Here is a 22,781-nt window from a genome sequence, read left to right on the forward strand (position 1 = left end):
AAACTAATCTCGGTAAAAACAAAATTCAGGATAAACTAAATCGATAGGACAACAAGAATGTTTACATTTTATAAATGATTTTATGTAAAATGATAATATGTACGTATTTTACAGGGGGTACCTTACACATGACAAAGGAAGTCAAGCATAAGTCCGACATTGAAATCGCACAAGAAGCGAACATGCTTCGAATTGAAGAGATCGCCGCTCAATTGAATATTCAAGAAGAAGACTGGGAACCTTATGGGCGCTATAAGGCAAAACTTTCACTGGGTTTGTTCGACAAACTCAAAACGAAGCAGGAGGGTAAGGTTGTACTCGTAACATCCATCAATCCAACTCCTGCTGGTGAGGGTAAATCAACGGTAACGGTAGGCCTTGGACAGGCTCTTAACCGAATCGGAGAAAAAGCCATTATTGCTCTAAGAGAACCTTCGCTTGGCCCTAGTATGGGACTTAAAGGCGGTGCAGCTGGAGGGGGATACTCCCAAGTTATTCCGATGGAAGATATCAATCTTCACTTTACTGGCGACATTCATGCGATTACAACTGCCAATAACGCTTTGGCAGCAGTCATCGATAATCACATCCACCGCGGGAATGAACTGAACATTGATCCTCGGAAAATTGTGTGGAAGCGTGTTCTCGATATGAATGACAGAGCACTTCGGAAAATTGTCATCGGTCTTGGCGGACCCGTGCAGGGTGTGCCGCGTGAGGATGGATTTGATATTACAGTAGCTTCTGAAGTCATGGCCATCTTTTGTCTTGCCAAAGATCTGGATGACTTGAAGAAGAAACTTTCCAGAATGGTTGTTGGCTATACCTATGAAAATAAACCCGTAACCGTTTCCGATTTAAAAGTAGAAGGTGCACTGACCCTGCTTTTAAAAGATGCGATCAGACCTAATCTCGTTCAAACGCTTGAAAATACTCCAGCTATTATTCATGGAGGCCCGTTCGCCAATATTGCCCACGGATGCAACAGCATCATCGCGACAAAGTTAGCCAGCAAACTTGGAGATTATGTTGTAACAGAAGCAGGGTTCGGTGCTGATCTCGGGGCGGAGAAGTTTTTAAACATAAAAGCCCGCTATGCTGATCTGAAACCCAGTGCAGTCGTAATCGTCGCTACAGCACGTGCATTGAAGATGCATGGAGGACAGAATAAAAATCAATTGTCAACGGAAGATCTTAAAGCATTGGCTGATGGAATGGCCAATCTTGAAAAACATATTGAAACGATCCAGGCATTTGGGGTACCTTTTGTGGTAGCTGTCAACCGTTTTGTGTCCGATCATGATTCTGAAATTCAGTATATCTTGAAGTGGTGCAGCGAGAAGAATATACCTGTTGAACTATCCGATGTTTGGCTGAAAGGCGGAGAAGGCGGTGAAGAGCTGGCAAGAAAAGTACTCGATATTATCGAGAATGGAACCAATGAGTATCAGCCGTTGTATACACTGGATCAGCCACTTGAAGAAAAAATCATAACGATTGCCGAGAAAGTGTATGGTGCAAGCGGGGTTCAGTTTTCACCAAAAGCGTTGACACAGCTTCAAGAGTTTGAACTTCAAGGCTGGTCAACCCTTCCTGTCTGTATGGCCAAAACCCAGTATTCACTTTCTGATGATCCGAAAAGACTTGGACGACCTGAGGAATTTGTGATCACTATTCGTGAATTAAAAGAATCAATTGGAGCAGGCTTCATTGTGGCACTGACCGGAGATGTGATGACGATGCCGGGATTGCCGAAAGCACCTGCAGCATTGAATATGGATGTTACAGAAGACGGGAAAGCAGTGGGATTGTTTTAAAAGAGAAGCAGGTTTGGTATACTTAGCGGAGGGGAGGCTGCACATTATGAAACCATTGCAAATTTCAGCAAAAACAGCTCTCATGCTGTCCAAGAAGCTGAATGTTCCGCTTGAACAGATTATGCATATGCCTCAGCATATTTTAATAAAGAAACTCATGGAAATTTCTGAGGAAGAAGAGACAAAAAAGGAAGAATAAAAGGCGGAAACCTACTTTACGGATTAAAAGTAGGTTTCTATTTTTCAATGTTAACGTCCATACTATTATAAAAAGAACAAAGGAATTGAGCTGCGATGGAAAATAAATTAAGAGCCGGAGAGGTATTTACATTAAAAGTTGAACGGTTGAGCGATTTCGGCTATTTTTTAAGCCTTGGAACGGAAGAAGTTATGCTGCATAAAAGAGAAGCTTCTAAAGAGCTGAAAGAAGGAGAAACGGTCGAAGTATTTTTATACCAGGATCATGAAGGCAGATTGGCAGCAACCATGACCCAGCCAAAAGTCCGTCTGGATACATTGGCATGGCTCAAGGTCGTTGGCTCTACGAAACGATTGGGTGTATTCCTGGACATTGGCATACATAAGGATGTATTGCTGTCAAACGATGATCTGCCCGGCCCTTTAGAGCAGTGGCCTGTAATTGGAGACCAATTGTACTGCGGTCTTCGCCTGGATAAGAAGGGAAGGCTGTTTGCAGACCTTGCGAATGAACAGGAAATTGTTGAACAGGCAGAAGCTGCGAATGAAAGCCATTTTAATCAAATGGTTACTGGACATGTGTACAAGCTCAATGATTCAGGAGCATTAATCTTTACAGAGAACAGTCTGATCGGCTTTATCCATCAAGATGAAATGAGCCACCGGCTCCGCCTCGGTGAGCGGGTAGAATGCCGCGTCACATTCATAAGGGAAGATGGAAGAGTAAATCTTTCGATGAAGCCGAGGAAAGAACAAGCATATAGTGAGGATGCCGAAAAAATCTACACCTATCTAAAAGCAAATAAAGGCCAGATGCCTTATACTGATAAATCCAGTCCGGATGAGATTAAAAATGAATTTGATATAAGCAAGGCGGCATTTAAACGGGCCCTGGGCAAATTGATCAAAGAAAATAAAATCAAGCAAGAGAACGGAAAAACGTACCTTAAGATTTAGAATGTTCATTCAACAACATGGACTAACAGAGTTTTTTATAAAGCATGCAGAAGATAAACGGTCTGCATGCTTTTACTTTTGCCCTGATGATGGTTAGCGTTCATGAAATACGGAAATATTAGGGGGGTATTATTTATTTTTCAGGAGGTTGCTGAATTGAAAGATCATAAGCTTGGCCTGTGGGTATTGACGGCCCTGGTTGTTGGAAACATGGTAGGTTCAGGGATATTTATGCTCCCTCGGTCTTTAGCTGAGGTCGCAAGTCCTGGAGGTGTACTTGGTGCATGGATCCTGACGGGTGCCGGTGTGCTTCTAACCGCATTGGTATTTGGAAACCTTGCACTTAGGAAGCCATCATTAAATGGGGGGGCACAGAATTATGCACAAGCCTTGTTTAAGGAAGGAACAGAGTCATCTTTAATTGCCGGCTATTTGGTCGGATGGGGTTACTGGGTGGCGAACTGGGCTGGAAATGTTGCAATCATAACAACGTTCGCCAGTTACCTGTCAACGTTTTTTCCGGTTATGACGAGCAAGCAGCATATTTTTAATGTTGGATCAGCTTCAATCCGCCTCGGGGGAGCCATAACTTTTCTGGTTTGCTCGGCTTTTTTATGGGGGCTCCACTTTGCCATTCTAAAGGGAATAGAAGGAGCCGGTAAAGCAAACCTTATTGCAACCATAGCTAAAGTAGTTGGTTTCTTATTTTTTATTATCATCTGTCTGTTTGCTTTTAAGTCCAGCAATCTCATCCCTTTTATCGAAACGAAAATTGACAGCAATACCGGAGAAACAACCGGATTTCTTGGACAGTTGAACGGTGCTGCGATTGCAACCCTTTGGGCTTTTGTTGGAGTGGAATCCGCCGTAGTGTTTTCAAATCGTGCCAGAAAACAAAACGATGTCAAAAAAGCAACCATACTTGGACTTCTTATTGCACTCATAATTTATATTGGAATCACCGTGCTTGTCATGGGAACGCTGCAGCAAAAAGAACTGATCCATTCCCAAAAGCCGCTGGTCGATGCGCTTGAAAGTGTCGTTGGACCTTCAGGAAGCAGTATTATGGCACTTCTTGGCATCGTATCATTATTTGGAGCGACAATCGGATGGATCTTGCTCGCTGCAGAAGTACCTTATCAAGCAGCTAATAAATCTATGTTCATCCCTGCTTTTTCTAAGGAAAACAGATATGGAGCACCTTCATTCTCATTAACAGTAACAAATATCATGACACAGCTTTTTATCTTTTCAGTTGTTTCCCAGTCGATGGCTGAAGCTTTTGACTTTGTCATATTTGTTGCTACCTTGGCTTTTCTGGTCCCATATTTAATGGCTTCGCTTTATCAGATCAAATTGGTCATTCTGGGCGATACCTATGAAAACAACAATAAAAACAGATACAGTGATGGCCTCATTGCTGTTTTAGCGGCTATATACTCCTTATGGGTCATAAAAGCAGGAACCACCGATATAAAAACCTTCCTCTTCGGCATGGTGCTTCTTGTATCAGGAATCATTTTTTATCCGATGGTAAGGAAGCATTTTTGGAAGAAAGAAAAAGGACAGCTTTAGCTGTCCTCTTTCAATGGTTTTATTTTAAGCATTATCTCGGAGACCGATTCCGGTATTGACCTTGACTACGATTTCATCGAACTTGCCATCATCAGATTTATTAGAGGAAAGAAGGGTACCTGCAATAGCACCAATGAATCCGAGTGGAATTGAAACAATACCCGGATTTGCTAATGGGAAGACAGGTTCCCCGACCAAAATCGCCATCCCTGCTTCTGGAGACCAAACGCTTGGGCTTAGAGCTACTAAAATAAGTGAGCTTAAGAGCCCAACCAGCATTCCAGAAATGGCTCCGGCTGTATTAAAGCGCTTCCAAAATACAGTGAATAATAGAATGGGAAGGTTCGCGCTGGCAGCTACAGCAAAAGCAAGTGAAACGAGAAAAGCTACGTTTAATTTTTGTGCAAATAACGCGAGGATAATGGACAAGATGGCTACCCCAATGGAAGACCAACGGGCAGCTTTCATCTGTTCTTTTTCAGTGGCTTCGCCTTTCCGTAAGATTTGACTGTAAAAATCATGGGCGAATGCTGAAGCAGCTGAAAGGACTAGACCAGCAACTACTGCCAGAATGGTAGCGAAAGCAACTGCAGATACAAAAGCAAACAAGAAATCTCCCCCAAGCGCTTTTGCAAGCAGTGGGGCAGCCATATTTCCGGCGGCATTTGCTTTTATGATAGAATCAGTTCCAACGAAAGCAGCAGCTCCAAAACCAAGAAAGATTGTCATAATATAAAAGATACCAATCATCCATGTCGCATAAACGACTGACTTTCTTGCGGTTGGTGCATCCTTTACAGTAAAAAAGCGAATAAGTATGTGGGGAAGTCCTGCCGTTCCCAGAACGAGTGCCAGATTCAGAGAGATAGTGTCCAGAGGATCTTTGTATTTGTTTCCTGGATGGAGAAAACTCTCACCTAATGGGGTGGCTGTTTTTATATGTTCAAACATACCCGTGATGCTGTAGCCGAATTTTGCAAATACCATCAGAGAGATAATGAAAGTACCTGCCATCAGCAGTACCGCTTTTACAATCTGAACCCAGCTTGTCGCCATCATTCCTCCAAACACCACATAGACTGTCATAAGCACACCAACAATTAGAACAGAAGTTGTATACTCTATGTCGAGTAATAAGGTAATCAGCGCGCCCGCACCGACCAATTGAGCAATCATGTAAAAGATTGAAATAGTGATGGTGTTTAACGCAGCCACACCCCGGACTTTTTTATCATTAAACCTAGCCGCAATCATATCAGCCATTGTATATTTCCCCAGATTTCTCAAAGGCTCAGCCACGAGATAGAGGACAACAAGGTAAGCCACAAGAAAGCCGATGGAATAAAAAAAGCCATCAAAACCCGAAAGTGCAATAGACCCGGCAATCCCGAGGAAAGATGCTGCTGACATGTAGTCCCCTGCGATCGCGAAGCCATTCTGCCAGCCTGTCAGTCCACTGCTGGCTGTATAGAAATCATTGGCTGTATTTGTGCGTTTCGCTGCAAAATAAGTAATCACAAGGGTAATTGCCACAATTGCTATAAATAGCATAAAAGCTGTATTCATTTTCTGTCAGCCTCCTTTAAAGACTGACGTATAATCTCATCTGCTTGTTTGTCAAAAGCAACCGCTCGTTTAGAATAAAGGCTGCATAATACCCATGTCATAATAAATTGTGAAAAAGCAAAAACCCAGGCCCAGCTAATTTCACCGAATGCAGAAGTATTAAGAATTGTAGAGTATGAGGTCATGATGGGGAGAGTAAAATAAAAAACAAAGAAGAAAATGGACATCGGAAGAAGAAATTTCTTTTTTGCTTGAAGTAATTGTTTAAAGGACGCAGAAGAAGCAATCTTGGAATAATTAATATTTTTGTTTTCAGATTTTTTCTCTGCTAACACTCTATCCCCTCCTGAGCCTGAGCGGGTATATTGTTTAACATCATGCAACACTCCTTTTTGTTTTTTTCTGAAAATTAAATCATTTCCATTATATAAAAATTACGGCTTATTATCTAGCTTTTTAAAAGATATAAGTTGATGTTAGCTTAAGGTTATAGTATTTTTAGGATATTTACCTTACATATACATAGGAAGAAGGAAAGAAGGATGGTGAGAAGCATTGAGCTTGATTTTAATTAAACTTGGCATTTCGGCATTTCTTGGATTAGTTATCGGTCTCGAGCGAGAGCTTAAGCGAAAACCTGTCGGGTTAAAGACCTGTTTGGTGATTTCAATCAGCAGCTGTTTATTAACGATCGTTTCCATCGAGTCAGCGAAGAGCTTCTCTGAATTAACAGGGCGAACGATGATGGACCCAATGCGTCTGGCTGCACAGGTCGTAAGCGGGATCGGTTTTCTTGGAGCAGGGGTGATATTACGGAGAAGCAATGATGTAATTTCCGGACTGACTACAGCTGCAATGATTTGGGGAGCATCCGGGCTGGGAATAGCATCAGGTGCAGGTTTCTATTTAGAAGCAGCAGCTGGAGCTCTTATGATCCTAATCAGTGTTGAGTTAATTCCAATGATCATGAAATGGATGGGCCCCAAAACGCTGAGAGAAAAAGAAGCCCGTGTTCGCATTATTGTGCCGGATGGATGGAACATGACTGAGATGGTAAAAGAAATCAAACAAAAACAATTAAAGATCCTGAATGTTCGTGTGAAGGACCTGGACAATGGCACAAGTAAAATGGAGCTTACCTTGAGCATTTATGAAAAAAGATATACAACTGACATTTATTATGATATTAAAGAGATAAAAGGAGTTCAAAACGTAGAAATTGAAACGTTGAGCTAACTTCATAAAAGGGGCCCTGTGAATGAAGGCATTAGTGATTGTAGATTATACCTATGATTTTGTAGCAGACGTTGGAAAGCTGACTTGCGGAGTTCCAGGTCAATCCATAGAAAAAAGGATTACAACAATAACAAAACATTTTATTGAACAAAAAGATTTTGTTGTTTTTGCTGTTGATCTCCACGAAGAAGAAGATTCTTATCATCCAGAGACCCGCCTGTTTCCATCTCATAACATCAGAGGAACGAAAGGCCGGGAGCAATATGGAAAACTTGGTGAACTTGCTGATTCTCTAACTGCACAGGAAAAAATCAACATTTACTGGATGGATAAAACACGATACAGTGCGTTTGCGGGTACCAATCTGGATCTTAAACTTAGAGAACGAAACATTACAGAGCTGCATCTCGTTGGAGTATGTTCTGACATCTGTGTTCTTCATACAGCTATTGATGCTTACAATAAGGGCTATAAAATTGTGATTCACGAGGATGCTGTGCAAAGTTTTAATTCGGAAGGGCACCAATGGGCACTCCAGCATTTTACAAACGTTTTAGGCGCAAAGGTAATTAAGGACAGCCAATTTACTTCAATATTTTGATTCGTTTGGAAGGCGGGCGGCCAGCTCCGCCTTTTTAATTGTCTCAGGTCACAAGATCATATGGAAGGAATGATCACATGCCAAAAACAGCATTGATTGCGGGAGCAACCGGTTTGGTAGGAAAAGAACTTCTCCGGCTGCTTGTCAGCAGTGATGACTATGATCAAGTCATCGTGTTAACAAGAAATGAAACAGGCGTTCATCATAAAAAACTCATCGAAAAGCAGTTTAATTTTGACGAACTTCCATCCTATCAGCAATTTTTTACGGCAGATGATATCTTTTGCTGTTTAGGGACGACGATAAAAAAGGCCAAAACGAAAGAAGCCTTTCGAAAAGTTGATTTTGAGTATCCCGTGATGATGTCTCAGTTTGCCGCAGAACATGGTGCTTCGCGCTTTCTCGTAATCTCTGCCATAGGTGCCAAGCCAGATTCCAGGTTTTTTTACAGCAGTGTAAAAGGAGAAATGGAACAAGCCGTAAGGAAAGCAATTCTTCCTTGTGTTGGAATCTTCCGCCCCTCACTTTTAACAGGGAACCGGGAGGAGTGGAGGACGGGAGAAAAAGCAGGAGAATGGCTCGCCAACTCCTTATCTTTTCTGTTCAAAGGGAAACTTCGAAAGTATCTGCCTGTTTCAGGGAATTTGGTTGCGCGTTCCATGTACGAGTTTGCTCAAGGGAATATAAAAGGTAATACTGTAATTGAATCAGAAGAGATGGCAAAGTAAAAGGTAAAAGATAAATGAGTTTATTCCGTCAACGGAATCAGCTATAATTAGTGTACAGATCTATTTGGAGGGATAAAATGAACGCTTACGAAGAATACATGAGACAGATGGCTCAGCCGATGAGAAATGAGCTTACAAATGCAGGGTTTAGTGAACTGACAACACCAGAAGAAGTTGATCGTTTTATGGAGAATACAGAAGGGACTTCTCTCGTTTTTATTAATTCAGTATGCGGATGTGCTGCTGGATTGGCCAGGCCTTCTGCGATCTACTCTTTGAATCATGCAGCAAAACCGGATAACATTGTTACAGTTTTTGCAGGCCAGGATAAAGAAGCAACGGCAAGGATGAGAGATTATTTTGAAGGTTACCCTCCTTCTTCACCTTCCATGGCACTTTTAAAGGGAAAAGAAGTAGTGCATTTTATCCATCGTCACGATATTGAGAACCACAGCGCAGAAGAAATTGTAGAGAATCTTGTAACCGCCTATGAGAAAAATAATAAATAATTAAAAGAACTCATTTTGAGTTCTTTTTTTTGTGCTTAAAAAATCAATCTCACAACTAATTTTGAGAAAATATTCAGAAAACAATTGCCATTTTTATTTTCATGTCATATAGTATATCTAACGATGTTAGAAAACATGACATGATAAGGGTGGAGAGATAACATGAAAGAAAGTACAGTATTGATGTTCATTGATTCTTTATGGGTAATGGTTGCTGCGATTTTAGTAATTGGAATGCAAGCTGGATTCGCACTTTTAGAAGCAGGATCCACCCGAATGAAAAATTCGGGTCATGTTGCAGGAAAACAGATATTAAGTTTTGCTATTGCTACAATTGCCTTTTGGGCAGCTGGCTTTGGCATTACCTTTGGGGAAGGGAACAGCTTTTTAGGAACGACGGGCTGGCTCTTGCACGGTGACAGCAAAACGTTTGATTCCTTGTCCTGGGCCAATGTTCCGCTTTCTCTTAAATTTTTATTTCAACTCGCATTTGTAGGTGTTTCATTGGCAATCGCATGGGGAGGATTTGCTGAGCGGGCAAAACTATCCGTCTATTTTATCTTCGGAACAGTGTTTACTGTTTTGATTTATCCGATCATCGGCCATTGGGTTTGGGGAGGAGGATGGCTTGGGAAAATGGGCATGCAGGATTTTGCTGGATCAACTGTCGTCCATCTTCAAGGTGCGATCGCTGCACTTGTAGCTACATTGCTTTTAGGTCCTCGAATTGGAAAATTCAATAAAGATCGCACACCAAATCTCATCCCTGGCCATAACCAGGTCTACACTGTTCTTGGAGGCATCATCCTGTGGATTGGATGGTTTGGATTCAACGCGGGAAGCACAATGGGGACAGCGGATGGATTCTTCGGTTATATCGCTTTAACAACCAACCTTGCCGCAGCAGCTGGCGCAATCGGCGCTATTCTGACTTCAAAGCTATTAACAGGAAAAGCGGATATTCCAGCAATGGTAAACGGAGTGCTCGCAGCATTAGTTGCCATTACGGCTGCTTGCGCTTTTGTGGAAGCATGGGCAGCGATCGTGATCGGTGTTTTCGCGGGAGCATTTACATTCTGGACTTCTATATATTTTGAGAGAAAAGGTATTGATGACCCGATCTATGCTTTTTCGGTTCATGGTATCGCTGGAATCATCGGAACGATCTCAACCGGATTTTTCGCATCGCCGCGCCTAGTAGAGCAAACTGGTGTCGGAAAGGCAGGTCTTTTTTATGGCGGCGGAGTTCATCAGCTTTTCGTTCAGACAGTAGGAGTAATTGGTGCTGCTGGATATGTAGCTATCGTTTCTTTTATTCTATTATTTGCTTTGAAGAAACTTTTCGGATTAAGGGTTACACCTGAGCAGGAAATTTCAGGCCTTGATATCAGTGAACATGGTTCCTATGGATACCCTGAGCATTTAGATCCGGCAATTACTCAGAAAGCCAACTGATTATTATGCTTAATTTTTTTGATGAATCGAAATACCAAGACACGGTGACAGTTCATGAGATGAAAGAACGAGTGAAGAAAGCTGCTGCACTGGAGGAACTTAGGAAGATTCATGAGGAGATCATTCCGTTTATTCAAGGGCTGGAAGCTTCCGGTCTCTCTATTAATAACAGATACAATTCACTGAACGATATTCACGATGTTTTAACCCGTAAGGCTGTTTCGTTTGCTTACGATACAACAAGAGAGACTATAGGGACAGCACCTGGAGAAAGATATTGCTTCTTCAGTATGGGATCGAGTGCACGACACGAACAAACGATATGGACAGATCAGGATAATGGGCTAATCTATCAGACTGGTCATGCAGATAAGAGAGAGGTTGAGGCTTTTGCTGAAGAATTTTCCCGGACGGCTGTCCATTATTTAGCTGAAGTAGGCTATCCCTTATGCCAGGGAAACGTGATGGCGTCCAACCTTCGATGGAGGAATAGTGATGAGGAGTGGAAAGATCTGCTATCCTCCTATTTAAATAAAGGATCAGAAGATGATTTGAAATACATGATGATCATGCTGGATACAAAGCCAGTTTATGGCTTCCCTGAACCTCTGTATCGCTTAAGGGAATGGTTTGTTCAGGAAATACGCCAGCGGCCATTTATCCTCAAAAAAATGGCAGAACTCGTAACTTCACACGAAATACCGATTAATATCTTCGGAATGATCTTTACAGAACGCTGGGGGAAATTTGCAGGGCGCTTCGATTTGAAACAAGGAGTATTCGCTCCGTTTACCAATAACATTAAATTGTTGTCGGTATTGTATGGAGAAGGCGCCCAGTCTACAAGAGAACGAATCTTCGGTCTGAACGAGAAAGGCTGTTTTTCCTCTTCACAGATAGATGAATGCGTTGCGGCTTATGATTTTTTATTGGAACTGCGGTTATCTCACTCGATGGATCTGAAGGAAATGGATGATAGACTTGATTATCATTTATGGTTGGCTACTATGGATTCTAAAGCGGCTCAGCAGCTTAAACGCACAATGAAACTGACCAAACTGATCCAAAAACAGATCAAAAAGAGAGGAACAAGTTTTGAACAATCAGCCGGGATCTGAAAGAAATCTAAAGTATATTATGCATAGATTATTCAATCTTGGATTGAATCGGGAAGAAGTCCCTCCTGGAAATCCTGGTTCCTTTCAGCATGAAGCCTGGATAAGAAAAATCCTGAAAGAGAAGGCTTCCAAACGAGCTGATTTAAAAACAAAGCTGGATGACGTTCTATTTATTATTCTGGATACTGAAACAACAGGTTTCAGGCCGGAACATGGGGATCAAATATTCTCAATAGCCGCCGCAAAGATGAAGAATTCGACGATTATTGAACAATACCACCAATTCATTAATCCTTCTGTCAAAATTCCTGACGAGATCAGAAGTTTAACCGGAATCATTGAAGACGATGTGAAAAACGCTCCAACGCTGGATAAGAAAGCGGAAGAAATCTTTCGCTTTCTCTCGGGCGGAGTGATAATCGGTTATCATATTTCACATGATGTAGCTTTTATTAACCATTACTTGTGGAAACGATACCGTTCTTCATTAAAACAGCCATCACTTGAATTGGCATTGATTACAGAAAAACTTGTAGGTTCATCTGCTTTTCCAACATTGGACAGTGCATCTTCTTACTTTGACATTGATTGCTGCAACAGACATAGTGCTCAAGGAGATGTTTTGATCATGGTTGATCTTTGGAGAAGCCTATTGGACCTTAGCAGAGAAAAAGGGATCGAGACACTTGAAGATCTTTACGTTTATATCAAATAAATCAAAAAGAAAGCGGAGAAAATTTTCCCCGCTTTCTTTTTTTAAAAATTCTTATTTACTGCGTCTGCTACTGCTGCTGCTGCTGCTGCTTTCGCAACATTCGTCTCCAGAAAAGCCGGACCAACAAGAACAGCCAATAATGATCAATAAAATAAACAGCACAATAATCAATGTATAGCCGTACCTTCCTCCGCCGAATCCATAACCTGTTCCGTAGTCGTATCCAGTTCCATACCCATACCCGCATCCATATCCGTAGTCGTAACCGTGATGTCCGAGGTAATGGTGATGTCCGAGGTGATGGTGATCATAGATCGCCTTGCCGGGTGCAACCGGCACGTTTACCGGTGCATTCATAGGAATATTTAAAGGGGTGTTTACTGGTTTATTAACAGGTGCCATGGGTACATTTATTTTTTTATTTTCCATTATTGTCCCTCCGTCGTTAAATAATATTAGGTATATATCTCCATACAGCCTATGTACGTTCGCCCTGCTCGGTAACGGACAAATGCGGATTTTTTGAAAATAAAAAAAGCATTCCGGATGGAACGCTCATTATAGCCATTTAATTTTCGGTTCGGTTTTTGCGATAATTCTGCCGATATTCGTTCGATGCCGATAGAGCAAAAAGAGCAAGAATGCAGACATAACGGTTATTAATAAAATATCGTGGACAACGATTCCATATAATACTGCGGCCATGCAAGCAACCAGTGAAGATAAAGAAACATATTTCGTAAGGTAGAGTACCATAAAGAAGACTGCAATAAGAAGCAAGAACATTAACGGTGCATAGAATAACAAGATTCCCGCAGAAGTGGCCACTGCTTTTCCGCCTTTGAATCTTGCGAAAAGAGGGTAGCAATGTCCAATAACAGCCGGTATTCCAGCTAACAGGACATGCAAATCCGTATTCAGCAGCAACGGAAGGGAGGCTGCAAGTGTCCCTTTAAGAATGTCTGAAATCGTTACGATGAAACCCGCTTTTTTTCCAAGGATACGGAAGGTGTTGGTACCTCCCAAATTTCCGCTGCCATGCTCGCGGATATCAATTCCATACTTCCATTTGCCTACGATGAGCGCAAAAGGAACGGAACCAATGATATAAGATAAGACCAAAATTAAAAGTATCAAATGATTCACCTTCTGCCTGTCTTTTCTTCTTATTATATATGCAATCGCTTCCAGGTAACAGATGTTTTTTAGATTGAAATGCTGTAGTGTCTGTTTTGGTCCGGCAAGCACTGAAGCTGGAACGGGAAAAGCTGAACCTAAAAAAACCATGCTTTAATGAGCATGGTTCTTCGCTATATTTTTCCTTCGAAAGGGCAGCCACCAGTTCCATCTGCCCATCAGTCTCATTAATGAGGGGACGAGGATCATTCTGACTAGTGTGGCATCAATAAGAATGGCGAGTGCGATGGCGATACCAATTTGTTTTACAGGCATAACATCTGTAAATACGAACGATCCCGTAATGACAATCATGATGGCTGCCGCGGATGTAATGATTTTGGAGGTTGACGTTAAACCTTCCAATGTCGCTTTATCATTATCACCGGTTTCCTGATAGACTTCCTGAATCCTGGAAATCAGGAAAACCTCATAATCCATACTGAGACCAAACACAATACCAAACGTAAAGACTGGGATCATCAAACCTATACTGACAGGATCCATTAAGTAACCACACTGAAAAATCCACACGAGAATTCCGAATGTCGCAGAAAGGCTTATAACATTCATTAAAATGGCTTTTAAAGGGATAAATAGCGATCGAAAGGCGATGAGAAGAACAACAAAAGTCGATAAAAGGACAATGGATAGACCGTCTGGTGTTTTATTAATGATTTCATCAAAAATCTCCTGATTAAACTTTGTGGGTCCGCCGAGGATCAGCTCTAATCCATTCTCTTTGCCCTCCCATTTTTTCACCCATTTTTTTGCCTTTTCTGAAGTGACACCAATTGAAAGATAAGCTCTGATCACTGTCTTATCGTTTTTTACATAGCGATCTAAAACAGGCTTCAGTTTTTCACTGCCTTGTTTAGTTTTGGTGGTTGCAAGAATTTCAGCCGGTGTCAGGCTTCCTGTGTAGGAAAACAGGGAGTCAACATGTTCTACTGCTTTTTCCTTTTCAAGCCGCTTAACGAGCTTTTCGGTGTTCAATAATTGGCGGTCGGTCAATACCTTTCCGCCGGCATCAGCAACAATGGTTACAGGATATAATTCTTTCTTGCCAAACGTGTCTTCAAATCGCTCAAACATAATTCTTGATTCATAATGAGGCGGAAGAGACTCGGCTTCAGGGATAGAAAGCTTTAAATCATGGACAGGGATTAGGGCCAACATTAAGATCGCTACTGAAAATATAAGCATGATTGCAGGTCTTTTCATCACGAATGAAGCAAATTTTCTCCATCCTGAACGGCCGTTTTTTCGCCTCAGCAGCATAAAAGAATTAATTCGTTTACCGAGTACTGCCAAAACAGCAGGAAGAAATGTGAGTGCGTTAATAACAGAAATAATGACGACGACCATTCCGCCGAGTGCAACGGATCTGAAGATATCAATCTGAATCAGCAGCATCCCTGAAAGACCCAGAAACACACAAAATCCTGAAAAAGCAATGGATCTTCCTGCAGTAAGTACCGAGATGACAACTGCGTCCTCAATACTCTGACGTTCAAGTTCTTCTCTAAACCGATTAACGAGCAGGAGTGCGAAATCAATACCTAGGGCGAGCCCGATCATTGGCACTACATTAAGGATGAATATGGTTAAGCTGAACTCCTGGCCAATCAGAAAAAGAATCCCCATAGCGCAGACCACACTGACCAAGCCGATGATTATGGGCAACCCGGCTGCGATTAATCCCCCGAACGCCAGCAGCAATATGATCAGTGCCGCAGGAAGGCCGATCGCTTCCGCTCGGGCGAGATCCTTCTGGCTGGCGGTATTCATATCTTCTGCAATCACTGGTCCGCCTGTAATCCCAATCTGCATATCCTTTGTACTTTTCGTCTTTTTCCGAATCTGCTTGATTGAATCCTTTAATTCATCAAAGCTTTTATCAAAATTCACGGTAGCGTATGCTATTTTCCCTTGAATCATTTTTGGTGACCCATAGGGGGACGTTACACTTACTGCGTGATCAACAGACTGCAATTTTCTCAGAGTCTCATCTACCGTCTTCTTGTATACTGGATCATCAGGTGAGAGATTACTTGATTTAAACAGAATCATTACAGACGATTTTGGCTGGTTAAAGTCCTTCTGCATTATATTTTCAACTTTCTTGAATGAACCTTCCATCTCAAAGCCGCTGCCGCTTAATGAATCCGGAAGTTTAATGGCCAGCATGCTGAATGCTGCTGTCGCTAAAACCCAAAATACGATAATGAGCTTGCGGTATTTAAAAGCCCCTTTTCCAATCATTTGAAAGATGCCCTTGTCTCTCATTTTCTTCCTCCTATTAAGAGATACAACGATGGCTGAATATTGCCCTTTACCGGTAAATGTGATATAGATGAAAAGATTAAATAAACAAGGTAACAGGTGACGTGGATATGATTGTGACTACAGCAGGAAAATTTGATGATAAACTGATAGAAAAGGCAGAAAAAATAAACCGAATGGTACATGGCAGGCTGGTTTCCAGAAAAAATCAATCCATATCTTCCTTACATACCCAATTTAATGACCATATATTAATGGTTGGCAAAGAAAAATTAACACTTCATCCACTGGGACAATCAGAACCGCTTTTTTTTCATCCGAATTCCTCCATGTTTAGAGTGAAACAAATACTCCGCGGTGAAACGGATCCCTTACTTTCAGCAGCAAGGCTTGAAAAGGGAATGACCATGTTGGACTGTACAGCTGGACTGGCTTCTGACGCCATTGTTTGCAGTCTGGCTGTCGGAAACAGCGGTATGGTGGTTGGCATCGAAAAAAACCGCTATATCGCTTTTTTGGTAGAAAGCGGACTTGTCACCTGGGAAAGCGGTATTAACGAGATGGATGATGCGATGCGACGAATCGCCATTTTGAACGAAGACCACTTTTCCTATTTGAAAACCCTTCCTGATGATTCGTTCGATGTGGTTTATTTTGATCCGATGTTTGAGGAATCCATTGACTCGCCAGGGCTCAAAGGCTTAAAGGGTATGGCTGCCTATGTGCCTATAACAGAAGAAACGATAAATGAGGCCGAACGTGTGGCAAGTCAAAGGGTCGTTTTAAAGGACCATTTTAAGAGTACCAGGTTTTCGCAGTTTGGATTTACGGTTATTAAAAGGCCATCTTCTAAATTTCATTATGCGGTTATCGAATTAACTAATTAAGGAGTTTCAAATGATAACAGGATTGCTTTTACTGCTTTTAGCAGGGGCTGGGATTGCAGGTTTCATTAAAAAACATATTTTCAGAATAAAAGACCCTGACCTCGAAGATTACATGGATCAATTAAAAGCTCAGACTTGGTATCAGGAATTAGCTGACGATCCCCGGTCCTGTGGATTGATTGCTTCATTTGAGCAGAACGGCCCTCTTAATGATGTTTATTATGTTCAGCAGCTTCTGACAAATGATGGATCCAAAGAAGGGTTCATCCGCTATATTCGTGAAAAAACCCAGTAAACAGCTCTTCTGCTTACTGGGCCTTTTTGTGTCTTTTGCACTTATCTTATTAACGGGGCAGAACGTCTGTATTCATTGCCCATTCATTAATTACGAAATCCCTTGCACCTGAGGATACATAAGGATCCTGCTTTGCTAGAGCAGCAGCTTCCTCAAGATCTTTTGCTTTATAAATAACAAGGCCCCCAGTGCCGTCAGTAAATCTTCCATATGTAAAGATATTTCCCTGACCAACAAGACCTTCAAGATATTTCAAATGATCCTCTCGGTAAACGCGGCTCTTTTCTTCATCCAGTATCGGTAGACGTACAGCATAATAGTTCATGTTCGACCTCCTAAAATTCTTAATCTCTTTTATTATGTAAGGAATTCCTCAAAAAGAAAAGTCATTCACACTGCAAAATTTCAAGAAAGATTTTTCGTTTCCTCCATATGGTTAATTTATATAGCTGATTTTTAGGACATTGGAGGAGATGTATGGGTAAACACGTAACGTATCCGACCTGGAATTCACTGTACAAAAAATTTGAGAAGAGAGAAGCAGTTGGAGTGGAACCGACCGCAGGCAATTGGCCGACCTATTTCCTAAGAAGAAACAGAAGGGGAGAGTTTACGGATTTTAAAGGAGAAGTTATTGAATGGGAGATCAAAGACCCATCGGAAGTTGATTTTACAGGCAAAGAGTTAACAATCGTTAGATCAACATTAAATAAACTGACTGCCAAGCAAAAAAAAATAGCGAAATATTATGCAGGGCTGCCGACATCCAACTGGTCAATGGTGGCAGGAAAACTGATCAGCGCTTATCAGCTTTCGCCCCCTCTTGCAGCACGTTTGCTGTCTGCGTTGCATCTGGGTATTTCTGATACGTTGTGTGTCGTCTGGCATTACAAATATCTCTGGGATGTCGCAAGGCCAATACAGCTTGATCCTTCTCTGAAAACCGTCATATGCACTCCGCGCTTCCCTTCGTATGTCTCTGGGCATGCAGCAGTAGCTGGTTGCGCAAACACAATTCTTTCTCATTTTTTTCCTCACGAAGCAGAGAAATTGCATGGTATAGCTGAAGAAGATGCGGCTTCCCGATTATTTGCAGGAGTGCATTTTCATGCCGATAATGAAGAGGGGGTTAAACTGGGTACTCAAATTGGTGAATTTGTGGTCTCCTCCTTGAACTATCAAAAAATCACGGTTGAAGTTCAGAAGAGCAACAAGCATGCGAATCTATCCACTTATTATGCCAGTCCGCTGGACGATTGCCAGCACTGTGAATCCGTTTTGGATCGCCATATTAAATAAACTCCCGATGCCGGGAGTTTTTTATTTAATTGTCAGATAACTATGTTACTATAGATAAAAAGAAAATTTGGAGGTGAAGGCTGGCCATGATTGATTTAAGAAGCGATACGGTAACGAAACCCACCGAAGAAATGCGCAGGGCCATGTATGAAGCAGAAGTAGGGGATGATGTATACAGTGAAGACCCTTCCATTAATGCGTTAGAAGAAGCAGCTGCAGAAATCCTTGGAAAAGAAAATGCGCTCTTTGTTACGAGCGGGACCCAGGGGAATCAAGTAGCAATTCTGACCCATTCTGTTTCAGGCAGTGAGGTTATCATGGAAGCAGATTCTCACATTTTTATGTATGAAGCGGCGGCTGCTTCCGCCTTTGCGGGGATTCAGCCACGTCCGCTAATGGGGATAAGGGGATCGATACAGCCTGAGGACTTATTACAGGCGATCAGAAGCGAAGATATTCATCATCCTGAGACTAGCCTTGTTTGTCTGGAGAATACACACAATCGAGCTGGAGGGGCAGTTATTTCAGCAGAAGACATGGCAGCAATCTATAAAATATGCAGGACCAATAAGATTCCTGTACATCTTGATGGGGCCAGGCTTTTTAATGCAGCTGCCGCATGCAATTTATCCGTAAAGAAACTTTCATCACATTGTGATACTGTACAAATCTGTTTATCGAAGGGACTGGGTGCTCCGGCAGGTTCTATCCTGGCTGGCTCTGCTTCATTTATTCATAAAGCAAGAAAATGGAGAAAACGGCTTGGAGGCGGACTGAGGCAAGGGGGAGTCCTTGCGGCTCCAGGAATGATCGCTCTAAAGAAGATGACTCACCGTCTTCATGATGATCATGTAAAGGCGACAAAGCTGGCGCAAAGCCTGGCGGAACAGCCAGCACTTTTTGTGGAGAACAGGGTCGATACGAACATAGTGCTCGTTAATATTGGACAAACTGGGTTTTCTACCAGCCATTTTTTACAGTTATTGAAAGAAGAAGGAGTCCTGGCTGTGGCTTTTGGACCACAAACCATACGTTTTACAACACATTATGAAATATCCATCAAAGATATCGAACAGGCTGTCGAAAAGATCTCAAAAATCGTATCAGCAAAAGTTATCCTTCACTAACGGTCAAAACAAAAAAACCAATCCCGATTTAACAAAGGGATTGGTTTTTTTGATTAGAGTTTTGGGGTGATTCTGTGCTTTGTTGCTTGTTCAAAAGAGTAGGCAAACCCGATTAACTCTGGTTCTTTAAAGGCTGGAGAGGTAAAGACAATACCGATCGGCCTGCCGTTTTCATCATAGCCTGCAGGCACACTGATCGATGGGTATCCTGCTTTAGCCGAAAAACCGTATCCTGTATCTCCAGGGTAAAGCAGGGCATCCAGCTGGAATTCCTTTATCACTTTATCAATCCCCAGCTCTCTGGATTTTCGAAGATCATTTATCCGGTTTTCCAAATATTCAAATTCAGTGAGTGTACCCGATGTTTTTTCACTTTCCTCCAAAAGAACTTGTCCATGGCGCAAACATTTTGCTGCATTAGCGTTATTAAAGGCAATGATATCTTTTAAAGAAGTGATGGAATCAAGCCGCGTGTGCTGCTGTAAATAATGGTTGATTCCTGATTTAAACTCATACAGAAGTACATTATAGTCCCATTCCACATGCTCTAAAGGGGTGGCAGAGTCGATGATTACGATTTCGCACCCTTGCTGTTTGATGACCTCGATTGATTCATCGAAACGCTCCTTTTCAGAAGAAGAGAGTTCTTTTGTGCAAAAATGGTAAGAAACACCGATCCTTGCACCATTAAGCGCTGTTTCCTTCAAATGTTTAGTATAATCCGTTTCAAATGCGTGAATAGATTTGTGTGTTGCTGGATCCCTGTTATCCACTCCCGTCATGCCACCGAGCAGTATTGCCGCATCGGTAACCGTTCTGGCCATCGGACCGGCCGTATCCTGGCTAGACGAGATGGGAATAATGCCGAAACGCGAGAGTAATCCTGTAGTAGGTTTAATGCCAACGATGCTATTTGCCGAAGCGGGGCAAAGGATAGATCCGGAAGTTTCTGTTCCGATCGCAGCTGCTGCAAAATTTGCAGCCACAGCAGCTCCAGAGCCTGAGCTTGAACCACTGACATCAAACGATTCTGGGCCATATGGGTTTAGAACCTGTCCACCACGGGAACTGAAGCCGTTTGGCATGTTTTCTGTCATGAAGTTGGCCCACTCGGTCATGTTCGTTTTTCCAAGTATGATTGCACCAGCCTCCCTAAGTTTAACTGCTATGAAAGCATCCTCGTCAGCATAGGAATCAGCAAGGGCTAGTGAACCGGCACTGGTATGCATCGCATCACCTGTGTTGATGTTGTCCTTTAGCAGAACAGGTATACCATGGAGAGGACCGCGTTTTCCTTTTTGCAGTCTTTCGGCATCCAGCGATTCTGCGATATGAAGAGCATCGGGATTGACCTCGATCACGGCATTAATATTAGATCCTCGGTGATTGTGAAGGGATATTTGTTTAAGGTAAAGACATACAAGCTGCACAGATGTTAGTTCTTGGCGATCAATAGCATTCTGAATGTCAGCAATCGTTGTTTCTTCAAGAACAAATGTTGAATGATTGACCATGGTCATCAGAAGACCCTTCTTTCTTATTCGTTAATTGTGATCGTTATAGGAGACCATTCTCCGATAATTCCTTGCCCATGCAGCGAAGTGCTGCCTTCAGGCGACAAATCTTTTTCCGTCATGAGCCCCAGTGCAACAGTAAAGCTGTTGAATTTAAGCGGGACATTTGCTTCTTTTCGAACCTCTTTCCCGTTAACCAAAAAGACAACCTCATCTTTTCCTCTGTGATAAATAATCTTATACGTGTTAAATTCCCGTTTCTTAAAGTCGATTTCTTCTGTAAAAATGCAAAAATATTTCGTTTGTCCTGAATCTGGAACCTCGACTCCAGGGAAGGGCAATATACCATAGACACTGGCATATTTCTCATTTCCTGCGAAAAAATCAAGTGCTGCACCTGTACTGAAATCCAAAAGATTCAAGGAAACAAAGCCATCGTATAGATCATCAGGAACCGTATTTTCTGTCCTCGCACGGATGGAAATTTCAAAAGAGATAGAGCCATTGATTTGATTTGTCCATCATCGCAACTCCCATTTTTTGATAATTCAATTAAAGCAAAAAAGGAGCTGGTTAGCAAACCGAAGTCTAGTAATTGAGATTGGTAGATAAACTAGTTTTATTTTTCAGGACAAGTATATTTCTGAAAATATTGAATAATAATGGTAAAAAGAACGCGAAGGGGAAGGTGAGCGTATTATGAAAGGGTTTACTAGTCTTACATTATACAGTTGTAATGGGAAGGACTTCAGCACGGATGATAGAATTATGCTGTTTATTACAAAATTTCATTTGAAAACCAAAAGTGAAAAGTGGATGACACTCAGACGGCTGCTTAAAAAGAAGGCAAATCCGCTGGTTGCACATATATTGATCAGTTCAGAATATAGAAGGGATTTTTCGGAACTCCTTGAGGATGAAACCGTAAGAGATTTTTATCTGGACTTAAAACAGCCTCGAAAGCAAGCGATACGGGCATAAATATGCCGGGAGGAGCCCGGTCTTTCCCCCGCTGAAGAACATAATTGATGCCAATTCTCCAAAGTGTTGCTATAATAGAAGAGTACTTTTACACTAGAGGAGTTTTTAAGCATGAAATATTTTACTGTTGAAGAAGCGAATCAGCTTCTGCCAGTCATTTCACGTGAGTTAGAATCCCTTCAGCAGCTTCAGCATTCGTTTGTACAATTTTATGATGAATTAGAACGATTGCGTTTATCTGAAAATCCCCCGAATGACGATTTTTTTACCATCGAAAGCAAACTGGATTTTATGGAGATTGAAGCTCAAAGCTACATCCATAACATTCATTCTTTCGGTGCTGAACTAAAAGATATCCATTCAGGCCTTGTTGATTTTCCAGCTATTATAGGGGATAAAGAAGTGCTGCTTTGCTGGAGGCAGGGAGAACCTGCGATCACGTATTATCATGGAAAAGAAGACGGTTATATCAACCGGAAATCTTTGGAAAATTAAGTCCGGAAAATATTTTAAAATTTATTTTCTGAAAAACGCTTGTTTTATTCTCGGAAATTGTTTATGATATATCTCGTGACGGTAACCAAGCGCCTATAGTGAAATGGATATCACACGAGATTTCGGCTCTCGTATTCTGGGTTCGAATCCTGGTGGGCGCGCCATTTAAAAGTTATAAATACCACGGGGTCATACCGGTGGTTTTTTATATGCATTTCAAAAAAAAATTCAACGTTGCAGGTTGGT

At 41.8% G+C, this 22,781-nt stretch carries 24 protein-coding genes, 1 tRNA gene and 1 pseudogene; 18 read left to right on the forward strand and 8 right to left on the reverse strand.

Going from position 1 to position 22,781, the window contains the following annotated elements; all coding sequences use genetic code 11:
• Nucleotides 1-128 precede the first annotated feature (128 nt).
• The 4 genes from M1K46_RS16410 to M1K46_RS16425 all read left to right on the forward strand — a co-directional run bounded on the left by M1K46_RS16410 (nt 129) and on the right by M1K46_RS16425 (nt 4,547).
• Nucleotides 129-1,817: a formate--tetrahydrofolate ligase gene (locus M1K46_RS16410; RefSeq protein WP_256226847.1), complete on the forward strand. Its 1,689-nt coding sequence runs from the start codon at nt 129-131 to the stop codon at nt 1,815-1,817.
• Nucleotides 1,818-1,863: 46 nt separating this feature from the next.
• A complete protein-coding gene (locus tag M1K46_RS16415) occupies nt 1,864-2,016 on the forward strand; it encodes a YycC family protein (protein ID WP_256226849.1) in 153 nt (50 codons plus the stop codon).
• A 95-nt stretch (nt 2,017-2,111) separates the two neighbouring features.
• Complete coding sequence (locus tag M1K46_RS16420) at nt 2,112-2,972, forward strand: CvfB family protein (protein WP_256226850.1); 861 nt, start codon at nt 2,112-2,114, stop codon at nt 2,970-2,972.
• A gap of 156 nt (nt 2,973-3,128) precedes the next feature.
• Nucleotides 3,129-4,547 carry an amino acid permease gene (locus M1K46_RS16425; protein ID WP_256226851.1) on the forward strand — a complete coding sequence of 473 codons (1,419 nt, stop codon included), beginning with the start codon at nt 3,129-3,131 and terminating at the stop codon, nt 4,545-4,547.
• Between the two features lie 24 nt (nt 4,548-4,571).
• Here M1K46_RS16425 and M1K46_RS16430 read toward each other — a convergent pair whose 3' ends face one another.
• Entirely contained in the window at nt 4,572-6,113 is a 1,542-nt protein-coding gene (locus tag M1K46_RS16430; protein WP_091005616.1) for a solute symporter family protein, read from the reverse strand.
• A complete protein-coding gene (locus M1K46_RS16435) occupies nt 6,110-6,448 on the reverse strand; it encodes a DUF485 domain-containing protein (protein ID WP_053354333.1) in 339 nt (112 codons plus the stop codon). Before M1K46_RS16435 ends, M1K46_RS16430 begins: the two co-directional genes overlap by 4 nt.
• Before the next feature lie 220 nt (nt 6,449-6,668).
• Here M1K46_RS16435 and M1K46_RS16440 point away from each other — a divergent pair, with 220 nt between their 5' ends.
• The 7 genes from M1K46_RS16440 to M1K46_RS16470 all read left to right on the forward strand — a co-directional run bounded on the left by M1K46_RS16440 (nt 6,669) and on the right by M1K46_RS16470 (nt 12,475).
• Entirely contained in the window at nt 6,669-7,349 is a 681-nt protein-coding gene (locus M1K46_RS16440; protein ID WP_062232066.1) for an MgtC/SapB family protein, read from the forward strand.
• Nucleotides 7,350-7,371: 22 nt separating this feature from the next.
• A complete protein-coding gene (locus M1K46_RS16445; protein ID WP_256226853.1) occupies nt 7,372-7,950 on the forward strand; it encodes a cysteine hydrolase family protein in 579 nt (192 codons plus the stop codon).
• Nucleotides 7,951-8,027: 77 nt separating this feature from the next.
• On the forward strand, nt 8,028-8,678 hold the full coding sequence (locus tag M1K46_RS16450; protein WP_256226854.1) for an NAD-dependent epimerase/dehydratase family protein: 651 nt from the start codon (nt 8,028-8,030) through the stop codon (nt 8,676-8,678).
• Between the two features lie 77 nt (nt 8,679-8,755).
• A complete protein-coding gene (locus tag M1K46_RS16455; RefSeq protein ID WP_248252704.1) occupies nt 8,756-9,187 on the forward strand; it encodes a BrxA/BrxB family bacilliredoxin in 432 nt (143 codons plus the stop codon).
• Nucleotides 9,188-9,349: 162 nt separating this feature from the next.
• The gene (locus M1K46_RS16460) at nt 9,350-10,642 is read left to right on the forward strand and encodes an ammonium transporter (protein WP_256226856.1); all 1,293 of its coding nucleotides are present in this window, start codon (nt 9,350-9,352) and stop codon (nt 10,640-10,642) included.
• 5 nt (nt 10,643-10,647) lie between these two features.
• Complete coding sequence (locus M1K46_RS16465) at nt 10,648-11,760, forward strand: DUF294 nucleotidyltransferase-like domain-containing protein (protein ID WP_256226857.1); 1,113 nt, start codon at nt 10,648-10,650, stop codon at nt 11,758-11,760.
• Nucleotides 11,738-12,475, forward strand: coding sequence for an exonuclease domain-containing protein (locus tag M1K46_RS16470; RefSeq protein ID WP_256226858.1), 738 nt, complete (start codon nt 11,738-11,740; stop codon nt 12,473-12,475). Before M1K46_RS16465 ends, M1K46_RS16470 begins: the two co-directional genes overlap by 23 nt.
• 105 nt (nt 12,476-12,580) lie before the next feature.
• Here the strand turns inward: M1K46_RS16470 and yjcZ are convergent.
• The 3 genes and pseudogenes from yjcZ to M1K46_RS16485 all read right to left on the reverse strand — a co-directional run.
• Nucleotides 12,581-12,790, reverse strand: a pseudogene (gene yjcZ / locus M1K46_RS16475) (sporulation protein YjcZ); the annotation flags it as partial.
• Nucleotides 12,791-13,033: 243 nt separating this feature from the next.
• Complete coding sequence (plsY, locus tag M1K46_RS16480) at nt 13,034-13,612, reverse strand: glycerol-3-phosphate 1-O-acyltransferase PlsY (protein WP_256226860.1); 579 nt, start codon at nt 13,610-13,612, stop codon at nt 13,034-13,036.
• 153 nt (nt 13,613-13,765) lie between these two features.
• Nucleotides 13,766-15,940 carry an MMPL family transporter gene (locus M1K46_RS16485; RefSeq protein WP_256226861.1) on the reverse strand — a complete coding sequence of 725 codons (2,175 nt, stop codon included), beginning with the start codon at nt 15,938-15,940 and terminating at the stop codon, nt 13,766-13,768.
• 107 nt (nt 15,941-16,047) lie between these two features.
• Between M1K46_RS16485 and M1K46_RS16490 the strand changes: the two genes are divergently transcribed.
• Both M1K46_RS16490 and M1K46_RS16495 read left to right on the forward strand, forming a co-directional pair.
• Nucleotides 16,048-16,824 (forward strand): class I SAM-dependent methyltransferase, encoded by a 777-nt coding sequence (locus M1K46_RS16490; RefSeq protein ID WP_256226862.1) that lies wholly within the window; start codon nt 16,048-16,050, stop codon nt 16,822-16,824.
• 10 nt (nt 16,825-16,834) lie between these two features.
• Nucleotides 16,835-17,119 carry a hypothetical protein gene (locus tag M1K46_RS16495; protein ID WP_256226864.1) on the forward strand — a complete coding sequence of 95 codons (285 nt, stop codon included), beginning with the start codon at nt 16,835-16,837 and terminating at the stop codon, nt 17,117-17,119.
• 49 nt (nt 17,120-17,168) lie between these two features.
• On the opposite strand, the gene M1K46_RS16500 is transcribed toward M1K46_RS16495, so the two are convergent.
• On the reverse strand, nt 17,169-17,444 hold the full coding sequence (locus tag M1K46_RS16500; RefSeq protein ID WP_256226866.1) for a YciI family protein: 276 nt from the start codon (nt 17,442-17,444) through the stop codon (nt 17,169-17,171).
• A gap of 152 nt (nt 17,445-17,596) precedes the next feature.
• Here M1K46_RS16500 and M1K46_RS16505 point away from each other — a divergent pair, with 152 nt between their 5' ends.
• Both M1K46_RS16505 and ltaE read left to right on the forward strand, forming a co-directional pair.
• On the forward strand, nt 17,597-18,418 hold the full coding sequence (locus M1K46_RS16505; RefSeq protein ID WP_256226867.1) for a vanadium-dependent haloperoxidase: 822 nt from the start codon (nt 17,597-17,599) through the stop codon (nt 18,416-18,418).
• 86 nt (nt 18,419-18,504) lie between these two features.
• The gene (gene ltaE / locus M1K46_RS16510; RefSeq protein WP_256226869.1) at nt 18,505-19,545 is read left to right on the forward strand and encodes a low-specificity L-threonine aldolase; all 1,041 of its coding nucleotides are present in this window, start codon (nt 18,505-18,507) and stop codon (nt 19,543-19,545) included.
• Between the two features lie 53 nt (nt 19,546-19,598).
• On the opposite strand, the gene M1K46_RS16515 is transcribed toward ltaE, so the two are convergent.
• Both M1K46_RS16515 and M1K46_RS16520 read right to left on the reverse strand, forming a co-directional pair.
• Complete coding sequence (locus tag M1K46_RS16515; protein ID WP_256226996.1) at nt 19,599-21,059, reverse strand: amidase family protein; 1,461 nt, start codon at nt 21,057-21,059, stop codon at nt 19,599-19,601.
• A 23-nt stretch (nt 21,060-21,082) separates the two neighbouring features.
• Nucleotides 21,083-21,568, reverse strand: a complete 486-nt coding sequence (locus M1K46_RS16520) for a DUF6081 family protein (RefSeq protein ID WP_309144594.1) — start codon at nt 21,566-21,568, stop codon at nt 21,083-21,085.
• A 259-nt stretch (nt 21,569-21,827) separates the two neighbouring features.
• On the opposite strand from M1K46_RS16520, the gene M1K46_RS16525 reads away from it, so the two are divergent.
• From M1K46_RS16525 to M1K46_RS16535, 3 genes are all read left to right on the forward strand, one after another.
• Nucleotides 21,828-22,040, forward strand: coding sequence for a hypothetical protein (locus M1K46_RS16525; RefSeq protein ID WP_053354320.1), 213 nt, complete (start codon nt 21,828-21,830; stop codon nt 22,038-22,040).
• A gap of 111 nt (nt 22,041-22,151) precedes the next feature.
• Nucleotides 22,152-22,535 carry a DUF2203 domain-containing protein gene (locus tag M1K46_RS16530; RefSeq protein ID WP_053354319.1) on the forward strand — a complete coding sequence of 128 codons (384 nt, stop codon included), beginning with the start codon at nt 22,152-22,154 and terminating at the stop codon, nt 22,533-22,535.
• Between the two features lie 89 nt (nt 22,536-22,624).
• Nucleotides 22,625-22,699, forward strand: a tRNA-Arg gene (locus M1K46_RS16535).
• The last annotated feature ends 82 nt before the right edge of the window (nt 22,700-22,781 follow it).

Origin of the sequence: Fictibacillus sp. WQ 8-8 (genome assembly GCF_024494405.1) — a bacterium.
GTDB lineage: Bacteria > Bacillota > Bacilli > Bacillales > Fictibacillaceae > Fictibacillus_C > Fictibacillus_C marinisediminis.